The 24,424-nt window shown below is 72.0% G+C and carries 21 protein-coding genes; 9 read left to right on the plus strand and 12 right to left on the minus strand.

All coding sequences use genetic code 11. The annotated features are described in order from the left end of the window. Window positions 1-3: 3 nt before the first annotated feature. From QE412_RS11695 to QE412_RS11730, 8 genes are all read right to left on the minus strand, one after another. A complete protein-coding gene (locus QE412_RS11695; protein WP_307483815.1) occupies window positions 4-861 on the minus strand; it encodes a PhzF family phenazine biosynthesis protein in 858 nt (285 codons plus the stop codon). Window positions 862-1,100: 239 nt separating this feature from the next. Further along, on the minus strand, window positions 1,101-2,384 hold the full coding sequence (locus QE412_RS11700) for an allantoate amidohydrolase (RefSeq protein ID WP_307483817.1): 1,284 nt from the start codon (window positions 2,382-2,384) through the stop codon (window positions 1,101-1,103). 220 nt (window positions 2,385-2,604) lie between these two features. After that, complete coding sequence (locus tag QE412_RS11705; protein ID WP_307487187.1) at window positions 2,605-3,792, minus strand: pyridoxal-phosphate-dependent aminotransferase family protein; 1,188 nt, start codon at window positions 3,790-3,792, stop codon at window positions 2,605-2,607. A gap of 44 nt (window positions 3,793-3,836) precedes the next feature. Beyond that, window positions 3,837-5,474: an AtzH-like domain-containing protein gene (locus tag QE412_RS11710; protein ID WP_307483820.1), complete on the minus strand. Its 1,638-nt coding sequence runs from the start codon at window positions 5,472-5,474 to the stop codon at window positions 3,837-3,839. A 181-nt stretch (window positions 5,475-5,655) separates the two neighbouring features. Further along, on the minus strand, window positions 5,656-6,849 hold the full coding sequence (locus QE412_RS11715; RefSeq protein ID WP_373426548.1) for an acetamidase/formamidase family protein: 1,194 nt from the start codon (window positions 6,847-6,849) through the stop codon (window positions 5,656-5,658). Window positions 6,850-6,854: 5 nt separating this feature from the next. After that, a complete protein-coding gene (gene allB, locus QE412_RS11720; protein ID WP_307483823.1) occupies window positions 6,855-8,189 on the minus strand; it encodes an allantoinase AllB in 1,335 nt (444 codons plus the stop codon). A 51-nt stretch (window positions 8,190-8,240) separates the two neighbouring features. Further along, a complete protein-coding gene (locus QE412_RS11725; protein ID WP_307483826.1) occupies window positions 8,241-8,993 on the minus strand; it encodes an aspartate/glutamate racemase family protein in 753 nt (250 codons plus the stop codon). Further along, window positions 8,990-10,642: an NCS1 family nucleobase:cation symporter-1 gene (locus tag QE412_RS11730; RefSeq protein WP_307483829.1), complete on the minus strand. Its 1,653-nt coding sequence runs from the start codon at window positions 10,640-10,642 to the stop codon at window positions 8,990-8,992. The genes QE412_RS11725 and QE412_RS11730 overlap by 4 nt, the downstream gene beginning before the upstream one ends. A gap of 169 nt (window positions 10,643-10,811) precedes the next feature. Between QE412_RS11730 and QE412_RS11735 the strand changes: the two genes are divergently transcribed. The 6 genes from QE412_RS11735 to QE412_RS11760 all read left to right on the plus strand — a co-directional run bounded on the left by QE412_RS11735 (window position 10,812) and on the right by QE412_RS11760 (window position 15,514). Further along, a complete protein-coding gene (locus tag QE412_RS11735; protein ID WP_307483832.1) occupies window positions 10,812-11,495 on the plus strand; it encodes a helix-turn-helix domain-containing protein in 684 nt (227 codons plus the stop codon). 217 nt (window positions 11,496-11,712) lie between these two features. Beyond that, window positions 11,713-12,240, plus strand: coding sequence for a 2-oxo-4-hydroxy-4-carboxy-5-ureidoimidazoline decarboxylase (gene uraD, locus QE412_RS11740; protein WP_307483836.1), 528 nt, complete (start codon window positions 11,713-11,715; stop codon window positions 12,238-12,240). Beyond that, window positions 12,237-12,557 carry a hydroxyisourate hydrolase gene (gene uraH, locus QE412_RS11745; RefSeq protein WP_307483839.1) on the plus strand — a complete coding sequence of 107 codons (321 nt, stop codon included), beginning with the start codon at window positions 12,237-12,239 and terminating at the stop codon, window positions 12,555-12,557. Before uraD ends, uraH begins: the two co-directional genes overlap by 4 nt. Before the next feature lie 11 nt (window positions 12,558-12,568). Then, window positions 12,569-13,753 (plus strand): FAD-dependent urate hydroxylase HpxO, encoded by a 1,185-nt coding sequence (gene hpxO / locus QE412_RS11750; RefSeq protein ID WP_307483842.1) that lies wholly within the window; start codon window positions 12,569-12,571, stop codon window positions 13,751-13,753. A 102-nt stretch (window positions 13,754-13,855) separates the two neighbouring features. Beyond that, window positions 13,856-14,206 (plus strand): carboxymuconolactone decarboxylase family protein, encoded by a 351-nt coding sequence (locus tag QE412_RS11755; RefSeq protein ID WP_307483845.1) that lies wholly within the window; start codon window positions 13,856-13,858, stop codon window positions 14,204-14,206. A 3-nt stretch (window positions 14,207-14,209) separates the two neighbouring features. Beyond that, window positions 14,210-15,514: a M20/M25/M40 family metallo-hydrolase gene (locus QE412_RS11760; RefSeq protein WP_307483848.1), complete on the plus strand. Its 1,305-nt coding sequence runs from the start codon at window positions 14,210-14,212 to the stop codon at window positions 15,512-15,514. A 163-nt stretch (window positions 15,515-15,677) separates the two neighbouring features. On the opposite strand, the gene QE412_RS11765 is transcribed toward QE412_RS11760, so the two are convergent. After that, complete coding sequence (locus QE412_RS11765; RefSeq protein WP_307483851.1) at window positions 15,678-16,202, minus strand: adenine phosphoribosyltransferase; 525 nt, start codon at window positions 16,200-16,202, stop codon at window positions 15,678-15,680. 161 nt (window positions 16,203-16,363) lie between these two features. On the opposite strand from QE412_RS11765, the gene QE412_RS11770 reads away from it, so the two are divergent. Further along, the gene (locus QE412_RS11770; RefSeq protein WP_307483855.1) at window positions 16,364-18,043 is read left to right on the plus strand and encodes a glycoside hydrolase family 13 protein; all 1,680 of its coding nucleotides are present in this window, start codon (window positions 16,364-16,366) and stop codon (window positions 18,041-18,043) included. A 29-nt stretch (window positions 18,044-18,072) separates the two neighbouring features. Next, window positions 18,073-19,074: a LacI family DNA-binding transcriptional regulator gene (locus tag QE412_RS11775; protein ID WP_307487194.1), complete on the plus strand. Its 1,002-nt coding sequence runs from the start codon at window positions 18,073-18,075 to the stop codon at window positions 19,072-19,074. A gap of 70 nt (window positions 19,075-19,144) precedes the next feature. Here QE412_RS11775 and QE412_RS11780 read toward each other — a convergent pair whose 3' ends face one another. The 3 genes from QE412_RS11780 to QE412_RS11790 form a co-directional block, all read right to left on the minus strand. After that, window positions 19,145-20,272, minus strand: a complete 1,128-nt coding sequence (locus QE412_RS11780; RefSeq protein WP_307483858.1) for a DUF4190 domain-containing protein — start codon at window positions 20,270-20,272, stop codon at window positions 19,145-19,147. A 175-nt stretch (window positions 20,273-20,447) separates the two neighbouring features. Continuing rightward, complete coding sequence (locus tag QE412_RS11785) at window positions 20,448-21,602, minus strand: DUF4190 domain-containing protein (RefSeq protein ID WP_307483861.1); 1,155 nt, start codon at window positions 21,600-21,602, stop codon at window positions 20,448-20,450. A 120-nt stretch (window positions 21,603-21,722) separates the two neighbouring features. Then, the gene (locus QE412_RS11790) at window positions 21,723-22,916 is read right to left on the minus strand and encodes an NAD(P)/FAD-dependent oxidoreductase (protein WP_307483863.1); all 1,194 of its coding nucleotides are present in this window, start codon (window positions 22,914-22,916) and stop codon (window positions 21,723-21,725) included. Between the two features lie 221 nt (window positions 22,917-23,137). On the opposite strand from QE412_RS11790, the gene QE412_RS11795 reads away from it, so the two are divergent. Then, entirely contained in the window at window positions 23,138-24,352 is a 1,215-nt protein-coding gene (locus QE412_RS11795; protein WP_307483866.1) for an amidohydrolase, read from the plus strand. The last annotated feature ends 72 nt before the right edge of the window (window positions 24,353-24,424 follow it).

Here is a 24,424-nt window from a genome sequence, read left to right on the forward strand (position 1 = left end):
GGCTCAGAGCGGCGTCGCCGTGCCCCGCACGGTGATGCCCCCGGATGCCGGGACCTCGACCTCGAGCACGCTCGGGCGTCCGATGTGCCGCCCCTGCCGCACGGTGAGGGCGAACGGCGCCGGAACACCGATGCGATCGCGCAGGTAAGCGCCGAGCGACGCCGCGGCGGAGCCCGTCGCGGGGTCTTCGGTGATGTCGGCGACGGGGAACAGGTTCCGCGCCTCGACGACGACACCGTCGGCGATCTCGGCGTCGACGTGCACGACGATCACGGTGCCTTTCCATCCGCGCTCGTCGAGCAGTTCGCGCAAGGGGCCCGGGGGGAAGGTGAACGCGTCGAACAGCTCTCGCGAGGCGACCGCGACCACCGGGTGCAGGTTGCCGGCGAAGGACTGCGCCAGCGGCATCCGCTCGTCGAGGTCGTCGCGGCTCAGGCCGAGAAGGCTCAACAGGCGGTCGGCGACGTCGTGCTCGAGGTCGATGACGTGCGGGTCGACGCTCGTGAACCCGGCCGTCACGCGCCCCTCCGCGTCGCGTGCGGTGGTCACCTCGACCGCTCCGGCCGCGGTGTCGAAGACGAACTCCCCCGGCCCCTCGTCCTCGGCGAGCGCGACCGCGGTCGCGATGGTGGCGTGCCCGCAGAAGGGCACCTCGTCGTCGGGCGAGAAGTACCGGACGCCGATGCGTTGTCCCGCGCGTGCGGTGACGAACGCGGTCTCGGGGTGGCCGAGGTCGGCGGCGATGCGCTGCATGTGCTCCTCGTCGAGACCGGTCGCGTCGAGCACCACACCGGCCGGGTTGCCGCCGCCGGGTTCGGCGGCGAAGGCGAGGAGTTCGAGGACGGCGGGTTTTTCGGTCATACGTCGATTCTCCTGCCCCCACCGCCCCACGGCGCACGGCCAATCGTGATCGTCTGGCCCTGCGCCGCGTCGCCGCGCGGCCGTACCCCGGTCGGCGCCCCCGCTGCTGCGTTTGGGGCGCGTTCTTCCGTTTGGGGCACGGAATTCCGCGCCCCAAACGCACTTTCGCGCCCCAAACCCGGGAGTCGGGGGCGTGGGGCGGGGGGCGGGGCGGCGGGGCGGGGCGGGGCGGCGAGGGGTCAGCGCGGCTCGGCCGCCAGGTGCAGCACGGCCTCGGCCAGGGCGCGGATCCCGACGGCCACGTCTTCGCCCGCCACGGCCTCGTCGGGGTGGTGGCTGATGCCGTCGGGGTTGCGCAGGAACAGCATGCCGACGGCGGTGATCGCACCGATCGACATCGCGTCGTGCCCGGCACGGCTGAACAGGGTCGGGGCCTCGCCGCCGATGCCGGCACGCACCACGTCCTGCAGCAGCGGGGCGCAGAAGACCGCCGGGGCGCTGTGCACCTCGCGCGCCTGCCAGCGCAGACCGCGGCGGCCCATGATGGCGTCGAGCTCCCGCGAGATCTCGTCCCACGTGTGGTCGCGGGTGGTGTCGAACTCGCCGCGCAGGTCGAGGGAGAAGTGCGCCTCGCCGGGCACGACGTTCACCGCGCCCGGGAAGGCTTCGAGCTGACCCACGGTGCCGATGATGTGGTGCTCGCCGCGGCAGATCCGTTCGACCGCGAGGGCAGCTTCGCTCGCGCCGAGCAGCGCGTCACGGCGCATGTCGTACGGCGTGCCGCCGGCGTGACGGGCCTCCCCCTCGACGACCACCTGAAACCGACGCGCCGACGCGATGGACGACACCGCGGCCAGCGCCTGGCCGCTGCGATGCAGTTCGGGGCCCTGTTCGATGTGCGCTTCGAGATACGCGATCAGCTGGTCGGGACGGCGTGCGGCCTCGCCGATGCGGCCCGGGTCGAGACCGAACTCGCGGAACGCCTCGCGCAGGCTGATCCCGTCGGCGTCGGCGAGATCCCACCACGACGGGTCCCACTGCCCCGCCACGGCCGACGAGCCGAGCAGGGCCTTGCCGAAGCGCGTGCCCTCTTCGTCCGAGAAGGCGACGACCTCGAGGGCGAACGGGAAGGGGCTGGATGCCACGCCCTCGTCGTCGACGCGACGCACGAGCCGCACGACCTCGAGCGCCATGAGCACGCCGACGATCCCGTCGAAGCGTCCGGCATCCGGCACCGTGTCGAGGTGCGAGCCCATGAGCAGGGCCGGCGCGTCGGGGGCGCCGGCGGGCGCGAGGCGGCCCACCTGATTGCCCGCCGCATCTTGCCGCGTGGTCATGCCGAGCTCGCGCATCCACTCGGCGGCGAGCCGGTTGACGCGGGCGTGCTCGGGCGAGAGGTAGACGCGCGTGATGCTCCCCGGCGTCGCGGTGACGGCGGCGAGTTCTTCACAGCGTCCCATCACCCGCCGCGCCGCCGACGCGATGCGTTCGGGTGCGACCTGCAGGCGCGTGGCGAGGGTCATGCCCGCACTCCTCGCGCGACGGATCGGTGACTCGCCCCGAATGCACGCGGCGAGGGCTCCGGAACGCACAGATGGCTCGAGTCAGCGGAAGCCGCGACGAGGCGGGAGCACCGGCTCACGGCGGCGGGGCGTGAACGGTGACGTGCCGCGAATGTCCGCGCGAAGGCTCTCTCGGCGTACGCGTGCCCGAAGTCGGCGAGGGAAGGCGGAGCGACGGACGTCACGAGCGTGCCCCCGCGTAAACGCCCTGCGCCGCCTCGACACCGCCGCCCGCGGGCACGGCCGCGCCGTGACGGCGCAGGACCGCCTCGAGCGCGGCGAGGGTGGTGAGCACCGCGTCGGTGCGGGCGTTGTAGCCCATGGTGCCGATGCGCCAGACCCGACCGTGCAGCGGACCGAACGACGTGCCGATCTCGATGCCGAAGTCGCTCAGCAGCTCGGCGCGCACCGCGTCGCCGACGACGCCCTCGGGGATCTCGACGGCGACGACGTTGGTCATCTTGTGCGCGACGTCGCCGAAGACCGCGAGCCCGAGGCCTTGGACCCCGGCGAGCATCGCGTCGCCGTGCAGGCGGTGGCGCTCGATCACGGCATCCCGGCCCTCGAGCAGCAGCACGCGGGCGCACTCCCGGGCGCCGTAGAGCATCGAGGTCGCTTCGGTGTGGTGGTTCAGGCGCCGCGGCCCCCAGTAGTCGAGGATCATCGCGAGGTCGAAGTAGTTCGAGCGGATGAAATCGGATGACACCGCGTCGCCCTCTTCACGGATGCCGGCCTCGACGCGGGCACGCGAGCGCGCGACCTCGACGGCGCGCTCCGAGAGGCTGATCGGCGCAGAGCCCGACGGGCCGCCGAGGCACTTCTGCAGGCCCGCGGTCGCGGCATCCAGGCCCCAGGCGTCCATCTCGAAGGGGTTGCCGCCGAGCGAGGCCGTCGCGTCGCTGTAGAACAGGGCGCCGTGCGCGCGGCAGATCTCGCCGATCTCGTCGAGCGGCTGCAGCATGGTGGTCGACGTGTCGCCCTGCACGCACGCGACGAGGTGCGGCTTGACGCGCTCCACCGCCTCGCGGATCGCCGACACCGGGAACACCTGGCCCCACGGCACCTCGATCGTGTGCACCTCGGCGAGCGCGCGCTCGGCGATCTCGGCGAGGAGGTGGCCGAATCGCCCGAAGACGGGAACGAGCACGCGGTCGCCCGGGCGGATGAGCGACACCATCGCGGCCTCGATACCGGCGCGCGAGGTGCCGTCGATGAGCAGGGTCGCCTCGTTCTCGGTGCCCCACACCTGGCGGTAGAGCTCCTGCGTCTCGTTCATGGTCGCGGTCATGAACGGGTCGTACTGCCCGACCAGCGGTGCCCCCATCGCGCGCAGCACGCTGGGGTAGGCCGAGATGGGGCCGGGGCCCATGAGCAGGCGGGCGGGCGGGTCGATGGGGCCGGGGATGGCGGTGTTCACGAGGTCTCCGTGGGACGAGAGCGGGTGGATGCCACGAGCGCGGCGAGGCGACGGGCGAGACGGACGAGGGCGATATCGGTGCCGGCCCGCGAGACGAGGCACACCCCGACGGGGGCGGGGCCTGCGGGCGCGGGCAGGGTCAGCAGCGGCACCGAGATCGACGGGAGCCCCGCGACCGCGGCCGGTGCCGTCATGCGCAGGGTCGCCGCGCGCACGGCGTCGACGTCGGCGGTGCGCTGGGGGGCGGGACCGGGCACGGTCGGGAAGATCAGCACGGCGCCGTCGACGAGCTCGGCCAGGTGCGCCGCGATCGGCTCCAACTCCGCGCGGGCCGCCGCCTCATCGACGGGGGTGATGCCGGAGGCGATGCGGAAGCGCTCCGCGACGGCCGGACCCACGGCGCCGGGATGCGCGCGCATCCACTCGCCGTCGTTGCGCCAGGCCTCGGCGCCCTGCACGGTGCGGAAAGCCGCGAACGTGGTATCGAGGTCACCGCTGTGCACCGCCCGAAACGGCGGCGGATCCTCCGACGCGGCGAGCGCGGCCAGCAGGCGCGAGAACGCGTCACGGGTCGCGGGCTCGGCGCACGCCAGAATCTCCTCGGGCACGAGGAAGCGCCACGGCAGGTCGGCGCCCGAAGCACCGTAGACGTTCTCGGTCGAGGCCGAGCCGTCGTAGCTGAGGCACCAGTCGGCGACGCGCTGGAGCGTCTCGCCGTCGCGTGTGAGCCAGCCGATCGTGTCGAACGACTGCGCCAGCGGGAGCATGCCCTGGCGCGGGACGAGGCCGTGCGTGGTGCGCAGACCCCACAGCCCCTGGTACGACGCGGGCACTCGGATGGAACCAGCGGTATCGGTGGCGAGGCCGATGTCGGCGTGGCCGCCGGCGACGGCCGAAGCCGGTCCGCTCGACGAGCCGCCGGGAAGCGCGCCGACGACCGCGCCGTTGGGCGGGGTGCCGTAGTGGACGTTGTCGCCGGCGATCGAGTAGGCGAATTCGTCGGTGCGGGCGATGCCGCGCAGCGATGCGCCGCCCCGCAGCAGGTCTGCCACCGCCGGAGCCGTCGACTTCTCGGGCCGCGCCTCTTCGAGGAAGGTGGGGTTACCGGCCCCGATGCGGAAGCCCGCGATGGCGAACAGGTCTTTCACCGCGACCGTGAGCCCGGCCAGCGGTCCTTCCCATCTGCCCTGCAGGAACGGGTCGCCGACGCTGCGCCAGATGGTGCGGTCGAGCGCCGGTGTGCGCAGGGTGACGTGCGCCGCGGTGATGAGCCACGCGCCGTCGATGCGCTGCCAGACCTGCGTCTGCAGACCGCGGCCGCCGCCGAGGAAGTGCGACACCGAGACGAGCAAAGCGATATCGCCGTCGGCACTCGGGCCGCCCGGCCCACCGGCCGACGCGAGCGGGCGGTAGTGGATCTCGGCGATCTCGCGCGGGGGCACGCCGCCGCGCAGCGACCGGAAGCCGCTGATCGCGTCGTGCCCGACGAGCAGACCGGAGGTGTCACCGCGGAGGGTCTCGGTTCCGGGCGCGAAGAACGCATCGAGCGCGTCGAGGTCGTTGGCGACGATCGCGCGTTCGTACGCGTCGAATGCCGCGCGCAGGTCGGCGGGCATCTCGGGGGGCTTCGTCATCGCTCGCCTCTCTGTCGGTCGGTGCGACGTCGGTCGGTGCGACGCTCCTCGAGTCTCCCTGACGCGACGCGACGGAACCCTGCCGTAGGTCGCCGGAACCACGCCGTGGGGCGCGCCGTGGGCACGCGATCGGAGGGGACGGGGGCCTCCGCCCGGGCCAGCGCGAGGGCGAGCGCGGGGGTCATGCCACCCCTCCCCCAGACGACGACTCGGATGCGAGCGGCTCGGGCTCGACGGCCGGAACGGCCGCGAAGTCCGCCTCACGGATGCGGGCGTGCACCCCCGAGACGATATCGACGACCTGCGAGATGTCGAAGTCGGTCGCGGCGCTGAGGTACGCGTAGGCGAGGTGCTCGTCCATGCCCCAGCGGCCGTGGATGAGCGAGAGCGATGAGCGCACGCAGGCGCGCATGGCGGCGTCGAGGTCGGGGTCCATGCCGGTGGGCACGAGGTATTCGGGCGTGCGCACGAGCGGGCCGGTGACCTCGCCGAACGCCGCGCGCGCCGCATCCGCCGGGACCACTTCGAAGCGCAGGGTCGCGCGCAGCGACGCCTCGAGCGCGGTGAGGGCCACCTCGCCGTCGCCCTGGGCGAAGTGTGGATCGCCCACGTAGGCGAGCGCTCCCTCGACCTGGACGGGAAGGAACAACGTCGTGCCCTCGACGAGGAGATTGATGTCGATGTTGCCGCCGTGATCTCCCGGTGGCACGGAGTGCGGGCGTTCGGCGCCGGCGACGGCGACGCCCATCGTGCCGAGGAACGGCGCGAGGGGGTACGCCACCACGGGTTCCGCTCCCTCGACCACGGGCAGAGTACCCACCAGCGCCCCGTCTCGCTCGGCGACGGCCGAGAAGACGCTGACGTTGTGCTCGCCGCGCGGCAGCTCGCCGACGAGGGCGCCCTTGCCGTGGCGGTTCGAGATGACGCCGTACGGCACACGGGGAACGAGCGTCTCGACCGTGATCTTCAGCAGGTCGCCGGGCCGTGCTCCGCGCACGTGCACGGGGCCGACGACGACGTGCGGGCCGTCGGCGAACGGGTCGCGGGCGACGGATGCCGCGATGTCGATCGCGTCGTCGAGCACGGCCTCGGGGGCAACGCCGTGCGAGGCGAAATATGCCCGGGGATCCTTGCCCTGGTCGTCGAGGATGCCCTCGTGGCTCACGGTGTCGAAGGTGACGCTCTCGCCGGAGGCGATCTCGAGCACCGACGCATCGGTCGCGCAGGGCAGGCGCCCCCACAGCACGGTGTCGGGCGTGGCCCGGAGGTAGTGGTCGCCGGGGATGGGCCCGACGCCCGGCTGCAGAATGGGCAGCGACGTCGGCGCGGCGATTCGACCGCCGTCCGTCGACCCGGTGCCGCGTTCCGCTGCCACGCCGCTCACGCGTCGACCACCGATGCCGAGCGCAGCAGCTCGCGGCCCTCGCGTTCGGTCACCGGCGCTCCCCGGCGGTACACCGACTCGCCGCGAAGCCAGGTCTCGCGCACGACGCCGGTGAGCGTCTGGCCGTGCCACGGCGAGACGGGGTTGCGGTACTCCAGAGCCTCGGCGTCGACGACGAACTGCTCGTCGGGGGCGAAGGCGACGAGGTGCGCCGGTGCGCCCGGGGCGATGACGCCCAGACCGTCCAGGCCCGCGATGCGCGCCGGTCCCGTCGTGAGCAGGGGCAGCAGGCTCTCGAACGCGAGTCCGCGCGCGCGTGCCGTCGTGTGGATGGCCGACAGCCCGGTCTGCAGCCCCGCGATCCCGCCCCAGGCGAGGCCGAAGTCGGGGTTGCCCTTGAGCTCGACGGTGGCGGGCGAGTGGTCGCTGACGATCGCGTCGATCGTGCCGTCGACGACCCCGGCCCACAGCAGGTCGCGGTTGTCGCCGCCGCGGATCGGCGGGCAGCACTTGAAGGCGCTGGCTCCGTCGGGCACCGCGTCGGCGTCGAGGGTCAGGTAGTGCGGGCAGGTCTCGACCGTGAGTCGGACCCCCTCGGCCTTCGCGGCGCGGACGTCGTCGAGCGCGCCGCCGTCGGAGACGTGCACGATGTGCGCGCGAGCGCCGGTGCCCCGCGCGGCGTCGATGACGCGACGGATCGCGGCCCGCTCGCTCATCGGCGGGCGGCTGGCCTCGAAGTCGCGGTAGTGCGGGCCGAGGGCGCCGTCGGCGTGCAGGTGAGCGGGGTCTTCGGCGTGCACGATGAGCAGGCCGTCGAAGGTGGCGAGCTCGGCGAGGCAGCGTTCGAGCTGCTCGGCGTCGAGGTGGCCGAACTCGTCGATCCCGCTGGGCGACAGGAAGCACTTGAACCCGACGACTCCCGCGTCGGCCAGGGCACGCAGTGAACCGAGATTCTCGGGCACGGCGCCGCCCCAGTAGGCGACGTCGACGGCGAGCTTTCCCGCGGCGGCCGCGCGTTTGGCATCCAGCGCCTGCGTCGTGGTCGTGACGGGCAGGCTGTTCAACGGCATGTCGACGATGGTCGTGACCCCACCCGCGGCAGCCGCCGCCGTGCCGGTCGCGAAGCCCTCCCACTCGGTGCGTCCCGGTTCGTCGAGGTGCACGTGCGAGTCGACGAGGCCGGGCAGCAGCACGGCGTCGCCGGGCAGGACGGTGTCGGCGGTGGCGTCGAAGGGTTCGACGGCGGTGATGACGCCCCCGTCGATGACGACCGTGGCGGGCGCGAACACGCCGTCGGCGTAGACGCGGCGGGCGGCGATCCGTGTGCTCATGCCGATCACGCTAAGCGCCCCGCGTTTCGCCGATGTAACCGTCATCAACATTCATGCGAAAATCCCGACATCCGTGACCTGTGGAGAAGGAGTCGCCGCGACGAACGCCCGCGGCGGCCGCGCGTACTCGTCGCGCTTGCTCGTGCCCAGGCCCATGCGCACCATGCCCGATGCCATCCCCACCGCGGCCGCGACCCCGTCGACCACCGGCACGCCGAGGCGTGCCGTGAGCTCGGTGCACAGGTCGGCCATGCCGGCGCAGCCGAGCACGATGACGTCGGCGCCGCCCGCGGCGGCCTCGGCGCCGTACCGCTCGATGAGCGAGACCGCCTCCGACCCCGTGTCCTCGAGGTCGAGCACCGGAATGCCGGTCGCCGCGAGCGAGACGCACGCCCGCTCCATGCCGTAGCGCGCCACGAGGTCGTGCGCCCGGCCGAGCGTCCGGCTGAGGGTCGTGACGACACCGAAGTGCCGCCCCGACACCGCGGCCAGGTGCATCGCCGCCTCGGCGATCCCGACGACCGGCACCTCCACGAGCTCGCGCGCGGCATCCAGACCCGGGTCACCGAAGCAGGCGATCACGTAGGCGTCGGCGGGGTGGGAGCCGTCGCGGTCGGCCGCGACGAGCTCGACCACGGCGGCGGCCGCCGCGATCTCGTCGGTGTGGCTCTCGATCGCGGCGGCGCCGGTCGCGGGACACACGGCGTCGATGACGACGTCGGGCCCCGCCACCCCCCGGGCGGCTTCCGCGATCTTCGCGGTCATCGCCCGGGAGGTGTTGGGGTTGATGAGCAGGATCCTCACGCGGTGGCATCCGTTCGCGGTGCGTTCGGCGAAGCCTGCACGGGAACCTCGGCCGAGATCGCGGCCGGCTCGGATGCCGCGGTCGCGGCGGCCCCGTCGACGGTGCCGTCGGAGATGCCCTCGGTCTCACCGTCGAAGGTCGGGACGCGGGGGTCGAGACGCTCGAAGAGGAGGAAGAGCACGTAGCCGAGGCCGCAGCCGATGAACCAGCTGTAGTCGCTGATCGCGGAGATGTTGAACAGGCCCAGGTCGGCGAAGAGCTTCGGGAAGATCGCGATCGCGACGGTCGGGACACCCGCGGTGATGACGGCCTTGACCGCATTCGGGTTGAAGCCGTTGCGATACCAGTAGGGCCCCTCGGCATCCATCGTGAACATCGCGTCGACCTTCACGCGCTGGCGGGCGGCGATGTAGTAGCCGGCGATCAGGATGCCGAAGAGCGGTCCGATCAGCGCGCCCAGCACGCCGAGCGAGTAGTGGATGGCGTCGCTGTTGGAGTACCAGTTCCAGGGCATGAGGAACGTCGAGCCGACGGCGGCGATCATGCCGCCCGCGCGCCACGAGATCTTCTTCGGGGCGACGTTGGAGAAGTCGAAGGCGGGCGAGATGAAGTTGGCGACGATGTTGATGCCGACCGTGGCGGTGACGAAGGTCAGGCCGCCGAGCAGGATCGCGAAGGGCGTGTCGATCTGCTCGACGGTCTTGATCGGGTCGGTGATGAGCGAGCCGAACACCGGCACGGTGGCCGAGGCGGTGATGACCGTCAGCAGCGAGAAGAAGAGGAAGTTGATCGGCAGGCCCCAGAAGTTGCCCTTCTTGACCGCGGCGAAGCTCTTGCCGTAGCGGGCGAAGTCGCCGAAGTTGAGCATCGGGCCGGAGAAGTACGACACCACCAGCGCGATGGCCGCGAACATGACCGGGATCGACGCCCAGAAGTCGAGCTGCGTCGTCGACAGGGTGAAGGAGATGTTCTGGATGCCGGCCTGCGACACGAGGTACACGGCGAGCACGATCATGACGAGGTAGACGGCGGGACCGGCCCAGTCGATGAAGCGGCGGATGACCTCCATGCCGTTCCAGAACAGCAGGAACTGCGCGACCCACAGGATGCCGTACGAGATCCAGCCGAGCGCCGACAGGCCGACGAACGAGACGTCGAGCAGAGCCGCGGAGCCCGGGATGAACTTCAGGAAGACGATGTTCAGCGACTCGGCCGCAAGGAACGTCTGCACGCCGTACCAGGCGATGGCGATGAGGCCGCGGATGATCGCGGGGATGTTGGCACCGCGGATGCCGAAGACCACGCGGTTGATGACGGGGTAGGGCACACCCGTCTTCTGGCTGGGCTTGGCGACCATGTTCGCGAACACCTGCACGATGACGATGCCGGCGATGAGCGCCACGAGCACCTGCCACGACTGCAGGCCGAGCGCGAACAGCGAGCCGGCGGTGACGTACCCGCCGACGGAGTGCACGTCGCTCATCCAGAAGGCGAAGATGTTGTACGACGACCACTTCTGCTTGCGCAGCGGCGCGAGGTCTTCGTTGGCCAGACGGTCGTCGTAGTGGGGCTTCATGTTGCCGCCCCCGTGGGGGTGGCCGGCGGCCTCCACGAGATCGTGGGGGCCGGTGAGCGGTGTGGATGTCATGTCGTTCCTCTCGGGGCGAAGGATGCCACGACGTGGAGTCCGCGGCCGGAGTGGTGCACGTATGTGAAGTTATTGGTTCACGCCGCCTGCCCGGTTTCGCGTTTGTAACAGATGTGTGAAGTCACTCCTTCACCATCTGGTTCACCCGGCGCCCCTCTAGACTCGGGGCATGCCGCAGCCGCCCCTCACCGAGCCCGTCGACCTGGCCGCGGGCGCCGGCGCGCTCGAAGCGGGTGCCGACACCTCGAACGCCACGAGCGGGACAGACACCGGCGGAACCGACCCGACGGCATCCGTCGGCGCGCGCATCCGCGACCTGCGCCAGGCGCGCGGCATCTCCGCCCGCGCGCTCGCCAAGACCCTCGGGATCTCCCCCAGCGCCGTCTCGCAGATCGAGCGCGGGGTCATGCAGCCGAGCGTCTCGCGGCTGATCGCCATCACCGACGCCCTCGGCGTTCCACTCGTCGCCGCTTTCGATCCGGCATCCGATCGTCCCGTCGAGCCCGCCGGGCCCTCGGGCTTCACGCTGCAGCGCGCGGGGCAGTCGCCCGACATCGTGCTCGACAGCGGGGTGTCGTTCCGCCGCCTCACCCCGGGCTCGTCGCCCGGCGTCGACTACTTCGAGTCGGTCTACCCGCCGGGAGCCGCGGCCCACGGCGCCGACGGCCTCTTCCACCACGAGGGCTACGAGGTCGGCACCGTCGTCGCGGGCGAGTTGACGATCGATTTCGAGGCCGAGCGCGTCATCCTTCGCGCGGGCGATGCGATCAGCTACCCCTGCTCGGTCCCGCACCGCCTGCACAACACCGGCGACGTCGACGCCGTGGCGCACTGGCTGATCGTGCACGCCTGACACTGCGTCACCACGCCACATTCGGTGCGGCCCAGCCCACCCCTCCGCATCACCACAGGGCTTCGCGCGAGAACAGGTGAAAGCGCGGCGGATCGGCCTGTTCTCGAAGAATCGCCTGTTCTGGTGGTGCGGCGCGTCCGCCCGAATGTTCCCCACAGCAACATTGCTGACACATCCCGCCACAGCCCCGTAACGCAGTCCCCCTAGCCTGGCGAGCATGCACCTCTCCGACTTCAACGCCGCTGACGACGCCGCGGCGGTCGCCGTCGCGCGCGTCTGGGCCGACGTTCCGGGCTGGGTCGACGCCGTCGTCGGCGGCCGTCCCTACGCCGACGTCGCCGCCCTCGCGTCCTATGCCGCCGATTTGGCGGCCGCCTGGTCGCCCGAAGACCTCGAGGCCGCCCTCCACGCCCACCCGCGCATCGGCGCCAAGGTCTCGGGCGACGGCGCCGAGGCCGCGGCATCCCGACGCGAGCAGGGCTCGATGGCCGACGCCGCCGATGCCGACATCGCCGCGATCGCCGCCGGCAACGCCGCCTACGAGGAGCGCTTCGGGCGCGTCTTCCTCATCCGCGCCGCCGGCCGCACCCCGGGCGAGATGCGCGCCGAGCTCGAACGCCGCCTGCACAACGACCACGACGCCGAGACCATCGAAGCCACTCGTCAGCTCGCCGAGATCGCGCTGCTGCGCCTCGGCACGACCTTCGCCGACGATGCTCCCGCCGAGCCCGAGGACGCGGAATGACCCACATCACCACGCACATCCTGGATGCCACGGCCGGCACGCCCGCTCCCGAAGTCACCGTGACGTTGGCCCGCCTGCACGGCGACGCGATCGCCGAGGCCGCCACCGACGCCGACGGACGGCTCGCCCTCGGCCCCGACCGCCTCGACGACGGCGACTACTCCCTGACGTTCGCGACCGGTGCCTACTTCCGGGGGCGCGGCGTGGCGTCGTTCCACCCGGTCGTCACGGTCGCCTTCACCGTCTCGGGCGAACAGCACCTGCACGTGCCGCTGCTGCTGAGTCCCTTCGCTTACTCGACCTACCGCGGCAGCTGAGGAGAACGTCCATGAAGGTCATCGTCATCGGCGCCGGCGTCGGGGGCACCTCCGCCGCGCTCGCGCTGCAGAAGCTCGGCCACGACGTCGTCGTCTACGACCGCATGCGCGAGAACCGCCCGGTGGGTGCGGCGCTGTCACTGTGGTCGAACGGCGTGAAGGTGCTGAACTGGCTGGGCCTCGGACCACAGGTCGCCGCCCTCGGCGGCCGCATGGACGACATGGCCTACTACGACGGGCACACCGGCGACGAGCTCTGCCGCTTCAGCCTCGCGCCCGTCACCGAACAGACCGGTCAGCGGCCCTACCCCGTGGCCCGCGCCGACCTGCAGCAGCTGATGATGGATGCCGTCGGCTCGGCGAACATCCACCTCGGCAAGCAGCTGGTCGCCGTCGCCGACGACGGCGAGACCGTCACCGCCACCTTCGCCGACGGCAGCACGGACACGGCCGACCTGCTCATCGGTGCCGACGGGGCGCGCTCGATCGTGCGCGACTACGTCACCGAGCCCACCGGCATCCGTCCCGAACGCACCTACTCCGGCTACGTCAACTACAACGGCCTGGTCGCCGCCGACGAGCGCATCGGACCGCTCGATCAGTGGACGACCTACGTCGGCGACGGCAAGCGCTGCGCCGTCATGCCCGTTGCGGGCGACCGCTTCTACTTCTTCGTCGACGTTCCCGGTCCGTCGGGCGTGGTCGAAGACCGCATGGCCGCGATGGAGCACGCATTCGGCTCCTGGGGCGCGCCCGGCGTGCGCGCCCTGCTCGACGGGATCAACCCCGACGAGTCGCTGAACCGCGTCGAGATCTGGGACATCGATCCGTTCGACACCTGGACGCGCGGGCGCGTGGCGATCCTCGGCGACGCCGCGCACAACACCGCCCCCGACATCGGCCAGGGCGCGTGCTCGGCGCTGGAAGACAGCTTCGCCCTCGGCATCGTGTTCGCCACGACCACGCTCGGCGTCGAGGATTCGCTGAAGCGCTACGAGCGCATCCGCACCGAGCGGGCGGGCGACCTGGTGCTGCGCGCCCGCAAGCGCGCGCACGAGACGCATGCGTTCGACGTCGCCGCGACCCAGGCCTGGTACGACGGCCTCCGTCACGAAGACGGCACGGGCATCATCCGCGGCATCGTCGGCAACATCGAGGGCAGCCCGGTGGAACTCGGGGCGAGCGTCATGCGCTGACGCGCGAGCGTGTGACCGCGTGTGACGGCGAAGCGCCGAGGGGCGCGCGTCGGATGACACCGTGGTGTGAGGTCAGCCCGATCCTCACCTTCCGGAGGCACCATGTCCGAATACTTCGACCGCACCGCCGACAAGACCTACACCAAGGTCTACAAGGCCGAGACCCCCGACATCCTGGCCGCCTTCGCGGCGTTCGACCAGGCCGTGTTCGCTGCCGAGGGCCGCGCGATCCCGTTGAAGTTCCGCGAACTCATCGCCCTCGCGGTCGGTATCACCACGCAGTGCGTGTACTGCATCGACGCCCACTCGCAGAACGCCGTCAAGGCGGGCGCCACCGAGGCCGAGCTCGCCGAGGCCGCGTGGGTCGCCACCGCGATCCGGGCCGGCGGCGGATACGCGCACGGACGCCTGGCGTTCAAGCTGGCCGACGACGCGAGCCCGCACCAGCACTGACACGTGTCCCACGTCTCGCCGCTCGAAGAAGAAGCCCTCGAGCACATCCGTGCCCTGATCCGCATCGACAGCGTGAACACGGGCGACGCGCGAACCATCGGCGACGGTGAGACGCGTGCCGCGCTCTACGTGCAGCAACGCCTCGACGAGGTCGGCTACGACACCACGCTCGTCGAGCCCGTTCCGGGACGCGCGAGCGTGATCGCGCGTCTGGCCGGCCAGGATCCGGATGCCGGTGCCCTCGTCGCCCACGCCCACCTCGACGTCGTGCCGGTCGACGCCGAGAACTGGACGCACCCGCCGTTCGGGGCGGAGATCCACGACGGCATCCTGTACGGCCGCGGCGCGGTCGACATGAAGGACTTCGCCGGGATGCTGCTCGCGATCGCGCGGGCGTTCCGGCGCGAGGGGGTCGTGCCCCGCCGCGACCTGATCTTCGCGTTCTTCGCCGACGAGGAGGCGGGCGGGGTGTGGGGCGCGCGGTGGATCGTGCAGAACCGGCCGGAGCTGTTCGCCGGGGCGACCGAGGCACTCAGCGAGGTCGGCGGCTTCTCGCTCCCCCTTCCGGGCGACCGCCGCGCGTATCTCGTCGCCACGGCGGAGAAGGGCGTGACCGCGGCGACCCTCACCGCCCGTGGGCACGCGGCGCACGGTTCGCGCCCCACCGCCGACAACGCGGTCGTGCGCCTCGCACGAGCCGTCGCCGCGGTGGGAGCGCACCGATTCCCCGTCGTGCGCACCGCGACGCTCGAGCGGTTCTTCGAGCTGTACGGGCGGGCGAGCGGTGAGCCGCTGGACGGCGACGACCTCTCGCGCCTCGGGTTCGCGGCATCCCTCATCGATGCGGGGGCACGCAACACCGCCTCACCGACCGTGCTCGCAGCCGGAGGGAAGATCAACGTCATCCCCGCCGCGGCGAGCGCGACGCTCGACGTGCGGGTGGCGCCGGGGCAGGCCGACGCGGTGCGGACGCAGCTCGCCGCCGTCGTCGGCGACGACATCGAGATCACGTGGGCGCGCGACATCCCCGCAATCGAAGCGCCCGCCGACGGCCGGCTGGTGGGAGTGCTGCAGGAGGCCGTGTCCGCCGAGGACCCCGACGGCACCGTCGTGCCGTACCTGCTGCCGGCCAGCACCGACAACAAGCACCTCTCGCGTCTCGGAATCCGGGGCTACGGGTTCGTACCGCTGCGGGTGCCCGCCGACTTCGACGTGTACGGGCAGTTCCACGCCGCCGACGAACGCGTGCCCGTGGAGGCGCTGTTCTTCGGCACGCGGGTAACGGCGCGGATCCTGCGCGACGCCTGACGCGCGGTGCCGTCGTCTCGGGGCCCGAGACCCGTATGACGCGGGCGGGGTGCACAACTCCTGCAGAGCGGGGGCCTTCGGGACAGGACGCGCGCGAGGCACGGGATGCGCAGGAGTTGTGCAGCCGCGACCCGTCGCAGAACCGTCGGTCAGACGGTGAGAATCAGACGTGGAAAACGGCGTGCACCTCGCCGCCCAGCACGTCCCGGCCGCCCAGACCGTCGATCTCGAGCAGCGTCGCGATGCCGACGACCTCGCTACCCACCGCCTGCAGCAGCTCACGGCCCGCGGCGAGAGTGCCGCCGGTCGCGAGAACGTCGTCGAGCAGCAGCACACGGGCGCCGGCGGCGTTGTCGTCGTGCATCTCGATGGTCGCCGACCCGTACTCCAGGTCGTACTCGACCGCCGCCGCAGGCCGGGGCAGTTTGCCGGCCTTGCGAATGGGCATGAGGCCCACGTTCGCGACGATCGCCGCCGCCCCCGCGAGCAGGAATCCGCGCGCCTCCACGCCCGCGACGGCGTCGAAGCGTCCGGCGAACGGCTCGATCAGTGCCTCGACGACGGTGCGCAGTGCCGCGGCATCCGTGAGCAGCGGCGTGATGTCGCGGAACACGATCCCCGGCTTCGGGTAGTCGGGGATGCTGGTGATGAGCGATTCGGCGCGGGAGAGGGCGGAGGTGTCGGGCACGGCCCCAGCCTAATCCCGGCCCCGCGCCCGGCCTCCCTCCCCCCCGAATCGCTGACTCGCGCCACATGCACGCCGAGACCCACCCGCCGCGTACATACACCGCACGTCACGGCGGGCGAGAGACTTGACGCCAATGCAAGCGCTTGCACTAACGTGGCCGCATGACTTTCACGCAGGAAGATGCGCGCGCCGACCTCGCCTCCGCGCCCGGCTCCCAGTGGTGGCGCACCGCCGTCATCTACCAGATCTACCCCCGCTCATTCGCCGATGCGTCCGGCGACGGCCTGGGCGACCTGCCCGGCGTCACCGCGCACCTCGACGACCTGCGACAGCTGGGCGTGGACGCCATCTGGCTCAGCCCCTTCCAGCGATCGCCGCAGAAGGACGCGGGCTACGACGTCGCCGACTACCGCGACGTCGACCCGATCTTCGGCACGCTGGCCGACTTCGACGCGATGCTCGCGGGCGCGCACGAGCGCGGCATCCGGGTCATCGTCGACCTCGTGCCGAACCACTCCAGCGACCAGCACGTCTGGTTCCAGCAGGCCTTGAGGGCCGCGCCCGGCAGCCCGGAACGCGCGCGGTACATCTTCCGCGACGGCAAGGGCGAGAACGGCGAGCTGCCCCCGAACAACTGGGAGAGCGTGTTCGGCGGCGGCATGTGGAAGCGCGTGACCGAGGCCGACGGCACGCCCGGCCAGTGGTACCTGCACATCTTCGACGAGAGCCAGCCCGACTTCGACTGGACGAACGAGGAGGTGCGCGCGGAGTTCCGCGACATCCTGCGCTTCTGGCTCGACCGCGGTGTCGACGGGTTCCGCGTCGACGTCGCGCACGGCCTCATCAAGGCCGAGGGCCTGCCCGACTTCACGCCCGACCCCGACGGCGGCTCGATGGGCGGCGACGCCGAAGAGGTTCCGTACTGGGGCCAGCCCGGCGTGCACGAGGTGTGGCGCGAGTGGCACGAGGTGCTCGCCGCGTACGACGGCGACCGCGCCCTGTGCGCCGAGGCGTGGCTGCCCACCGTGGAGCAGACGGCGCTGTGGGTGCGTCCCGACGAGATGCACCAGGCGTTCAACTTCCACTACCTCGAGACGAAATGGGATGCCGCGGCCCTGCGCGCCGTGATCACCGAGTCGCTCGAGCAGTACGGCGCCGTCGGCGCCCCGAGCACCTGGGTGCTGTCGAACCACGACGTCGTGCGCCACGCGTCGCGTCTTGCGCTGACGGCCGAGAACCCGCAGGGCGCCGGCATCGGCCCCAAGTCGCCGGGCCAGCCCGACCCCGTGAAGGGCCTGCGCCGCGCCCGTGCGGCGACGTCGCTCATGCTCGCCCTCCCGGGCTCGTCGTACCTGTACCAGGGCGAGGAGCTGGGCCTGCCCGAAGTCATCGATCTTCCCGACGACGCTCGTCAAGATCCGACCTGGTTCCGCACGAACGGCGAGCGCTACGGGCGCGACGGATGCCGCGTGCCCCTGCCGTGGACCGCCGACGCCCCCGCGTACGGGTTCAACAGCACCGGCGAATCGTGGCTGCCCCAGCCCGCCCAGTGGGCCGAGCTGGCGCACGACGTGCAGGTCGACGACCCCGCCTCGACCCTGTCGCTCTACCGCTCGCTCCTCGCCGAGCGTCGCAGTCGCAACCTCGGCGCCGGCGACCTCGAGTGGCTCGACGCGTACGGCGACGACGTCGTGGCATTCCGCAATGGTTCGCTCGTCGTGGTCGCCAACCTCGGCGACTCGCCGGTGGAACTGCCCGCGGGCGAGGTGCTCGTGGCGAGCGGCCCGCTCGATGGCAACCGCCTGCCCACCGACACGACGGTGTGGATCGCGGCGGCCTGAGCCGCGGCATCCATCGCTCCTCCGAGACCGTGGTCGGTATCGACGACGTCGCGCGTGCGGCGGGGGTGTCGACGGCCACGGTCTCGCGGGCGTTGAGCGGTCGCGGGCCGGTCTCGACGACCACCCGCGATCGCGTGCTCGCGACCGCCGACCGTCTTGGCTACGTCGTGTCGGCGGCGGCGTCGAGCCTGGCGACGGGCCGCGCGCGAGCCGTGGGTGTCGTCGTGCCCTTCCTCGACCGGTGGTTCTTCAGCACGGTCCTGGCGGGGATCTCCGACGCCCTCGTGCGCCAGGGCTACGACATCACGCTCTACAGCGTGAGCGCCGAACCCGCCGAGCGCCGCCGCGTCTTCGACGACCACCTGCGCCGCCGGCGCATCGACGCGGTCATCACGATCGCCATCGAACTGGATGCCGAGGAGTCGGCGTCACTGCGCGGACTCGGCGTTCCGATCGTCGCGATCGCCGGCCCCAACCCGCTGCTGACCACCCTCACCGTCGACGATCTCGCCGTCGGACGCCTGGCCACGGCGCACCTGATCGAACGGGGACACCGCAACATCGTGCACATCGGAGCCGACGCCTCCTCCAACGCCGGCTCGTCGGTGCCGGCGCTGCGACGCCGCGGCTTCGAGGAGACGCTCGCCGCAGCCGGCCTCTCGGCCCGCGCGGTCGAGCCGGCCGACTTCACCATCGAGGGCGGATCGGCTGCGGCGGCGCGCGTGCTCGCGGGCGATGATCGACCGACGGCCCTGTTCGCGGCATCCGACGAGATGGCCATCGGGGCGATCCTCACGGCGCGCGAACGCGGGCTGCGGGTGCCCGAAGACCTCTCGGTCATCGGTATCGACGGGCACGAGCTCGGCCGCTGGTTCGGCCTGACCACGGTCGATCAGTTCGCGCGGGGCCAGGGCGAGCGGGCCGCCGAGGCGGCGTTGGCCGAACTCGACGGTGCCACGCCCGCGCACGGTCGCGGCACCCTTCCCTTCGAGCTCGTCGACCGGGGATCGACGGCTCCCCCGGCGTTCTGAAGTCTCCCCGCGCGGGCCGGCGTGCCGCGTCACGAGACGCCACATGCGCAAACGCCGACGCCGACCTGCCTCAGCGGCCCGCGTCGCGGAGGGAGCCGACGGTGGTCGCCGCGGGATCGGTGACCAGGCACGTCACCAGCCGATCTCCGCGCGCCCAAGACTTCTGCGTGGGACTGACGTAGACGTAGTCGAAAGCGGAATGCTCGTAACCGCGGCCCACGAACGGGGCGAAGGCTTCGACGCAGCCGGCGTCGGCCTCTCGCGCGACGGCCTCGTCGCCGGGGTACCCGTGCGACGGCGCGGGACTCGACGATGACGCGTCCTCCAGGGGGAACTGCGCATAGATCTCGTAGGAGTGGGCGTCTGCGCAGTCCACCAGGTTGGCGTCGCCGATCTCGCCGCGGCCCCGCTTGCTGAAGCACTGGCCGATCTGGAGAACGAACGTCGGCTCCGTGGCGCTGGGCGACGGCGCGATCCCGTCGACGGGCGACGACGCCGACGGGTTCGGCGCGGCGGGCGGAGGCGACGCACGCAGTGCGAGCCCGAGGCCCACGGCCACGACCGCTCCGACCAGCACCGTCATCACCGCACCCACGACGATGCCGGCGATGGCGAGACCCCGCCCGCCCTCGCGAGTGCGGCGCAGCAGCACGAGAGCCATCGCCCCCACCACGATCCCGCCGAGGGGGGCGGCGAAGCCCAGGATGAGAGCGACGACGGCGATGGCGCCGATCGGTCGCTTCGTGGATGCGGGGGCGACCTCGACGGCGCGGTGCGAGGCCGGGTCAGCGGGAGCATCCCCCTCCGCAGTCGGCACCGGCGGGTCGGCAGCGACCGCATCGCGCTCGCGCGGTTCGTCCTCGCCCGACGACGTGTGCTCGCTCTCGTGGATCAGTCCCCGTTCCGCCAACCGCATCCTCGCCACGCGGGTCGCCGCGGTGAAGACCGCGTTCACCGACGACGCGGACTCCTCCCGCTCGAAGTCGGCCACGGCGCCGGAGGCAGCGGCGGCGAAGCGCACGCGAAAGCACGCGGGCGCCGCCGTGGTCGACGATGCGGCCTGTTCCGACGGGCGGGAGACCTCGAGCACGCCACCGTCGTCGCGCACGACGAAGCCCTGCTCCGACAGCGTCGCGGCGACGGCTCGCCGCGCGTGCGCGGGCGGCACGGAAAGGAGCAGACGCGTCGTCTCGGCCATCGGTCACCTCGCCAGGAAGAGCCGTGCGGGCGCACGGCATCGCTCACCCTAGGTGTGCGGTGCCACGCCGGAACGGTGCGGTGCGGTCATCCCGGACGATCTCACCAGGTGCTTCACCCACCTCGCGCCCGTCGCCCCCGGCATCGCATCCTCGCCCGGGCGGCCACGGGTCACGTCAGCGCGCGGCCCCTCGCAGCGAGCCCGTGATCTCGCCGTCCGGGTCGAAGACGAGGCACGAGACGGCGCGGTCTCCGGCGGCCCACGTCTCCTCGAGGGGAGCGAGGTAGGTGGAGGTGAGCCGCGATGCCTCGTAGTCGATGCCGATGTACTCCGCGAACGCCGCACCGCATCCGTCGATCGCGGCGTCGTCGACCGCGGTGTCACCCGGGAAGGCGCCGTCGGGCAGGAGGAACGACGAGAAGACCTCGTAGGTGTGCGGCACGGCGCAGTCGACGAAGTTGTCGGACGAGACGAACCCCTGGGGGACATCGTCGAGGCACTCGCCGATGGGGAGCGCGTAGAGGTCGCTCGGGGCCTGCTCGTCGGGCGCGGCGCTCGCTCCTCCGTGCGACGCGCTAGGGGGCGCGACGAACGAGTCGTCGCCCGGCCCGGCGCTGGTCTGCGTTCCGAGCAAGACGAGGAAGAACAAGACGGCGATGCCCGCGATGGCGCTCAGGACGGTGAGGACGGAGCCGGCGATGATGCCGGTGAGCGCGAGAGCGCGGCCCTTCTCACCGGTGCGCTTGATCTGCGCGAGGCCTACCGCGCCGGCGATGATGCCGCCGATCGGCACCAGGAAGCCCAGCACGATGGCCACGATCGACACGACGTTCGTGGAGCTCACGTCATCGGCGGGCGCCGCGGGGTGTTCCTCGCCGGGGAACGACGCCGCGGGCGAGGACGGAGAGGGGGTGCCCGTCAACGGGTCGGGCGCTGTCTCGAGCGCGGTGTCGGCCGCGGCGGGAATCTCGCCGACCACGAGCCCCTGGAGCGTGAGGCGGGTGCCGACGAGGTGCGCCGCTTCACGAGTCACTTCACCCGTTTTGGCCGCTCCGACCGCCCCACCCTTGACGAAACCGCCGGCGGCGGAGTGCTCGAACGCGGCCACGGTTCCGCCCTCTTCCGCGCAGAAGTGCACGTCGAAGCGCACGTGCATATCCCGCCCGGCGAAGGCCCCGGTGACGATGGTCGTGGCGAGGCTCCCCCGCGACACGTCGAGCGAGCCGGACGCCGCCCGCTGCACAGTGAATCCCTGTTCGGTCAGGGCCGCTGCGACCGCCTCCCGAGCCGGGTCGACGGGAACGGTGAGGTGCAACAGCGTGGACGACATGGGGACTCCCGGGTGAAGGGCACCGGCAGAGGCGCGGCGCGCTCTCAGGGTAGCCAGCAGCCGCCCCGTGCCGACAAACCGGTGGACCGGTCCACCCCCGGTGGGGGGAATCCCGCCCGGCTACCGGATGCGCCCCGTGAGATCGTCGCGCGTCAGCGTGTCGGCCTCGGCGAGCACGGCACGGGCGGCATCCCGGGCCCCCTCCACGTTCCACAGGAGCACGCCCACCACCCGGTCGTCGTCGAGGTAGTAGACGACGCCGCGCTCGGTGTCGACCCAGTCCTCCACCGTGTCGAGCTCGGCATCCAGCGTGCCGACCGCCTCGTAGCGGATCCCGAACACCGCGGAGTAGGAGTACGGCGTGTGGGTGTAGGCCTCGGCCGCGCCGGCGAGATTGCGCCCCGCGGTCTTGCCCTGCTCGTTGGCGTTGTCGACGTGCTCGACCCGGCGGCGACCGAGCAGACGGTCGGGGTAGCTCGCCGCGTCGCCCGCGGCGTAGATCCCGTCGATCGATGCCCGCAGCTGCGCGTCGACCACCACACCGTCGTCGACGGCGAGACCGGCCCGCTCCGCGAGGCCGGCGGCCACCTCGATGCCCAGGCCGCTGACGACGGCGTCGGCGCGCACCTCGTCGCCGTTCTCGAGCGAGAGGCGAACGCCCTCGGCATCCGCGTCGCCGCCCTCGACCTTCGACCCCGCGACGATCTCGACGCCCGCGTCGCGGAAGAGTTTCTCGAAGCGTTCCGCCAGGCCCGCCGGGAACACCGCGTCGCCGAGCACCGCCCCCGTGTGCACGAGCACGGTGTCGACGCCGTTCTGCACGAGGGCCGCGGCGAGCTCCGAGCCGATGTAGCCGCCGCCGACGACGGCGATGCGGTCGACCTCGTCGGCGAGCGCGCGGAGGCGGCGATAGTCCTCGGCGGTGCGGAACGACAGCACCCGCTCGCCGTTCGAACGGTCGTCGACCGGCAGGGGCACGGGCTTGCCGCCGGTCGCGATGAGGAGCTTGCCGTACGAGAACGTCTCGTCGACGGCATCCACTTCGTGCGCCTCGGGACGGATCGCCGTCGCGCGCGTGCGCAGGCGGATGTCGGCGCCGGTGTCGCCGGCCGTGCCCAGCGGGACCTCGTCCCAGGTGAACTCGTCGTCGGTCCACAGCTTCTTGCTCAGGGCGGGTCGCGTGTACGGCTCGTCGACGTCGTCGCTCAGGATGCCGATAGAGCCGTCGGCGTCGATCTCGCGGATCCCGCGGGCGGCGGTGTCGGCGACCATCCCTCCGCCGACGATGAGGTAGTCGAAGTGTGTGGTGGTCATGGCGGAAGCCTCGCCGCCCGACCTGACCGCCCGGGGCGGCTTGCCCCGTCCCCCACCATCCGCTACCCCCCCCCGCCCCCTCCCCGTTGAGTGTCCAGGACACGCCGCACGGGGCACCGGCCACACGGCGTGTCCCGGACACTCAACGGAGGGGGGCGGGCGAGTGCGGCAGCGGGCGCGGAGACCGCCGACGGCGAAGCCGCGCGAACTAGGCTCGGAGGATGAGCGTCGACCTCGAGAGCCTGTACACCGACCTGCACGCCCACCCCGAGCTGTCGTTCCAAGAGACGCGGACCGCCGGCGTCATCGCCCGGCACCTCGCCGACCTCGGCCTCGAGGTGGAAGAGGGAGTGGGCCGCACCGGCCTGGTCACCCGCATCGACAACGGCGACGGCCCCGTCGTCTGGCTGCGCGCCGACATGGACGGCCTCCCGGTCGAGGAGCAGACCGGCCTGGCCTACGCCAGCACCGCGCGGGGCACCGACCCCGCCGGCAACGCCGTGCCCGTGATGCACGCGTGCGGACACGACATGCACGTCACCGCTCTCATCGGGGCGCTCGAGCGTCTCGTGGCGACCGCCGACGAGTGGTCGGGCACGGTCGTCGCGGTGTTCCAGCCGGCCGAGGAGTACGGCGCCGGGTCGCAGGCGATGATCGCCGACGGAGTGCTGGAGCGCTACCCGAAGCCCGACATCGTGCTCGGTCAGCACGTGACGCCGCTGCCCGCGGGCACGATCGGAGTGCGACCCGGCACGCAGATGGCGGCGTCCGACGGTCTCACCGTCGTCATGCACGGCCGCGGCGGTCACGGTTCGCGTCCGCACTCCACGATCGACCCGATCGTCATGGCCGCCGCCACCGTCATGCGTCTGCAGACCGTCGTCTCGCGTGAGGTCGACCCGCGCGACGTGGCCGTCGTCACGGTCGGCTCGATCCACGCGGGGCTGAAGAACAACATCATCCCGGCCGAGGCGAAGCTCGAGCTCAGCCTGCGCTACCCCGACGACGCCGCGCGCGAACGTGTGCTCGGCAAGGTCGAGCGCATCATCCGCGCCGAGGCCGACGCCTCGGGTGCCGAGCAGACCCCGACGATCACCACCGACCACACCCTCCCCCCGACGATCAACGACCCCGAGGCCACGGCCCGGCTCACCGGCGCCTTCCGCCGCGCGTTCGGCGAGACCAGCGTCGTCGACCCGGGCATGTTCACCGGCAGCGAGGACGTGTCGTGGTTCGCGCGCGAATCGGGTGCCCCGCTGGTGTTCTGGTTCTGGGGCGGAGTCGACCCGCAGACCTTCGCCGATGCCCTGGCCGGCGGCACGATCGAGCGCGACATCCCGACGAACCACTCGCCGTTCTTCGCCCCCGTCCTGCAGCCGACGATCGACCGCGGCGTCGAGAACCTGGTGGTCGCCGCACGGGAGTTCCTCGGCTGACGATCGTGCGGGAAGGGTCGACACGAGCGGCGACGCGTGTGAGGGTGGGACGACGCCCATCCCCCCGGAGGA

This window comes from Microbacterium trichothecenolyticum (assembly GCF_030818955.1).
In the GTDB taxonomy this organism is placed as follows: domain Bacteria; phylum Actinomycetota; class Actinomycetes; order Actinomycetales; family Microbacteriaceae; genus Microbacterium; species Microbacterium trichothecenolyticum_B.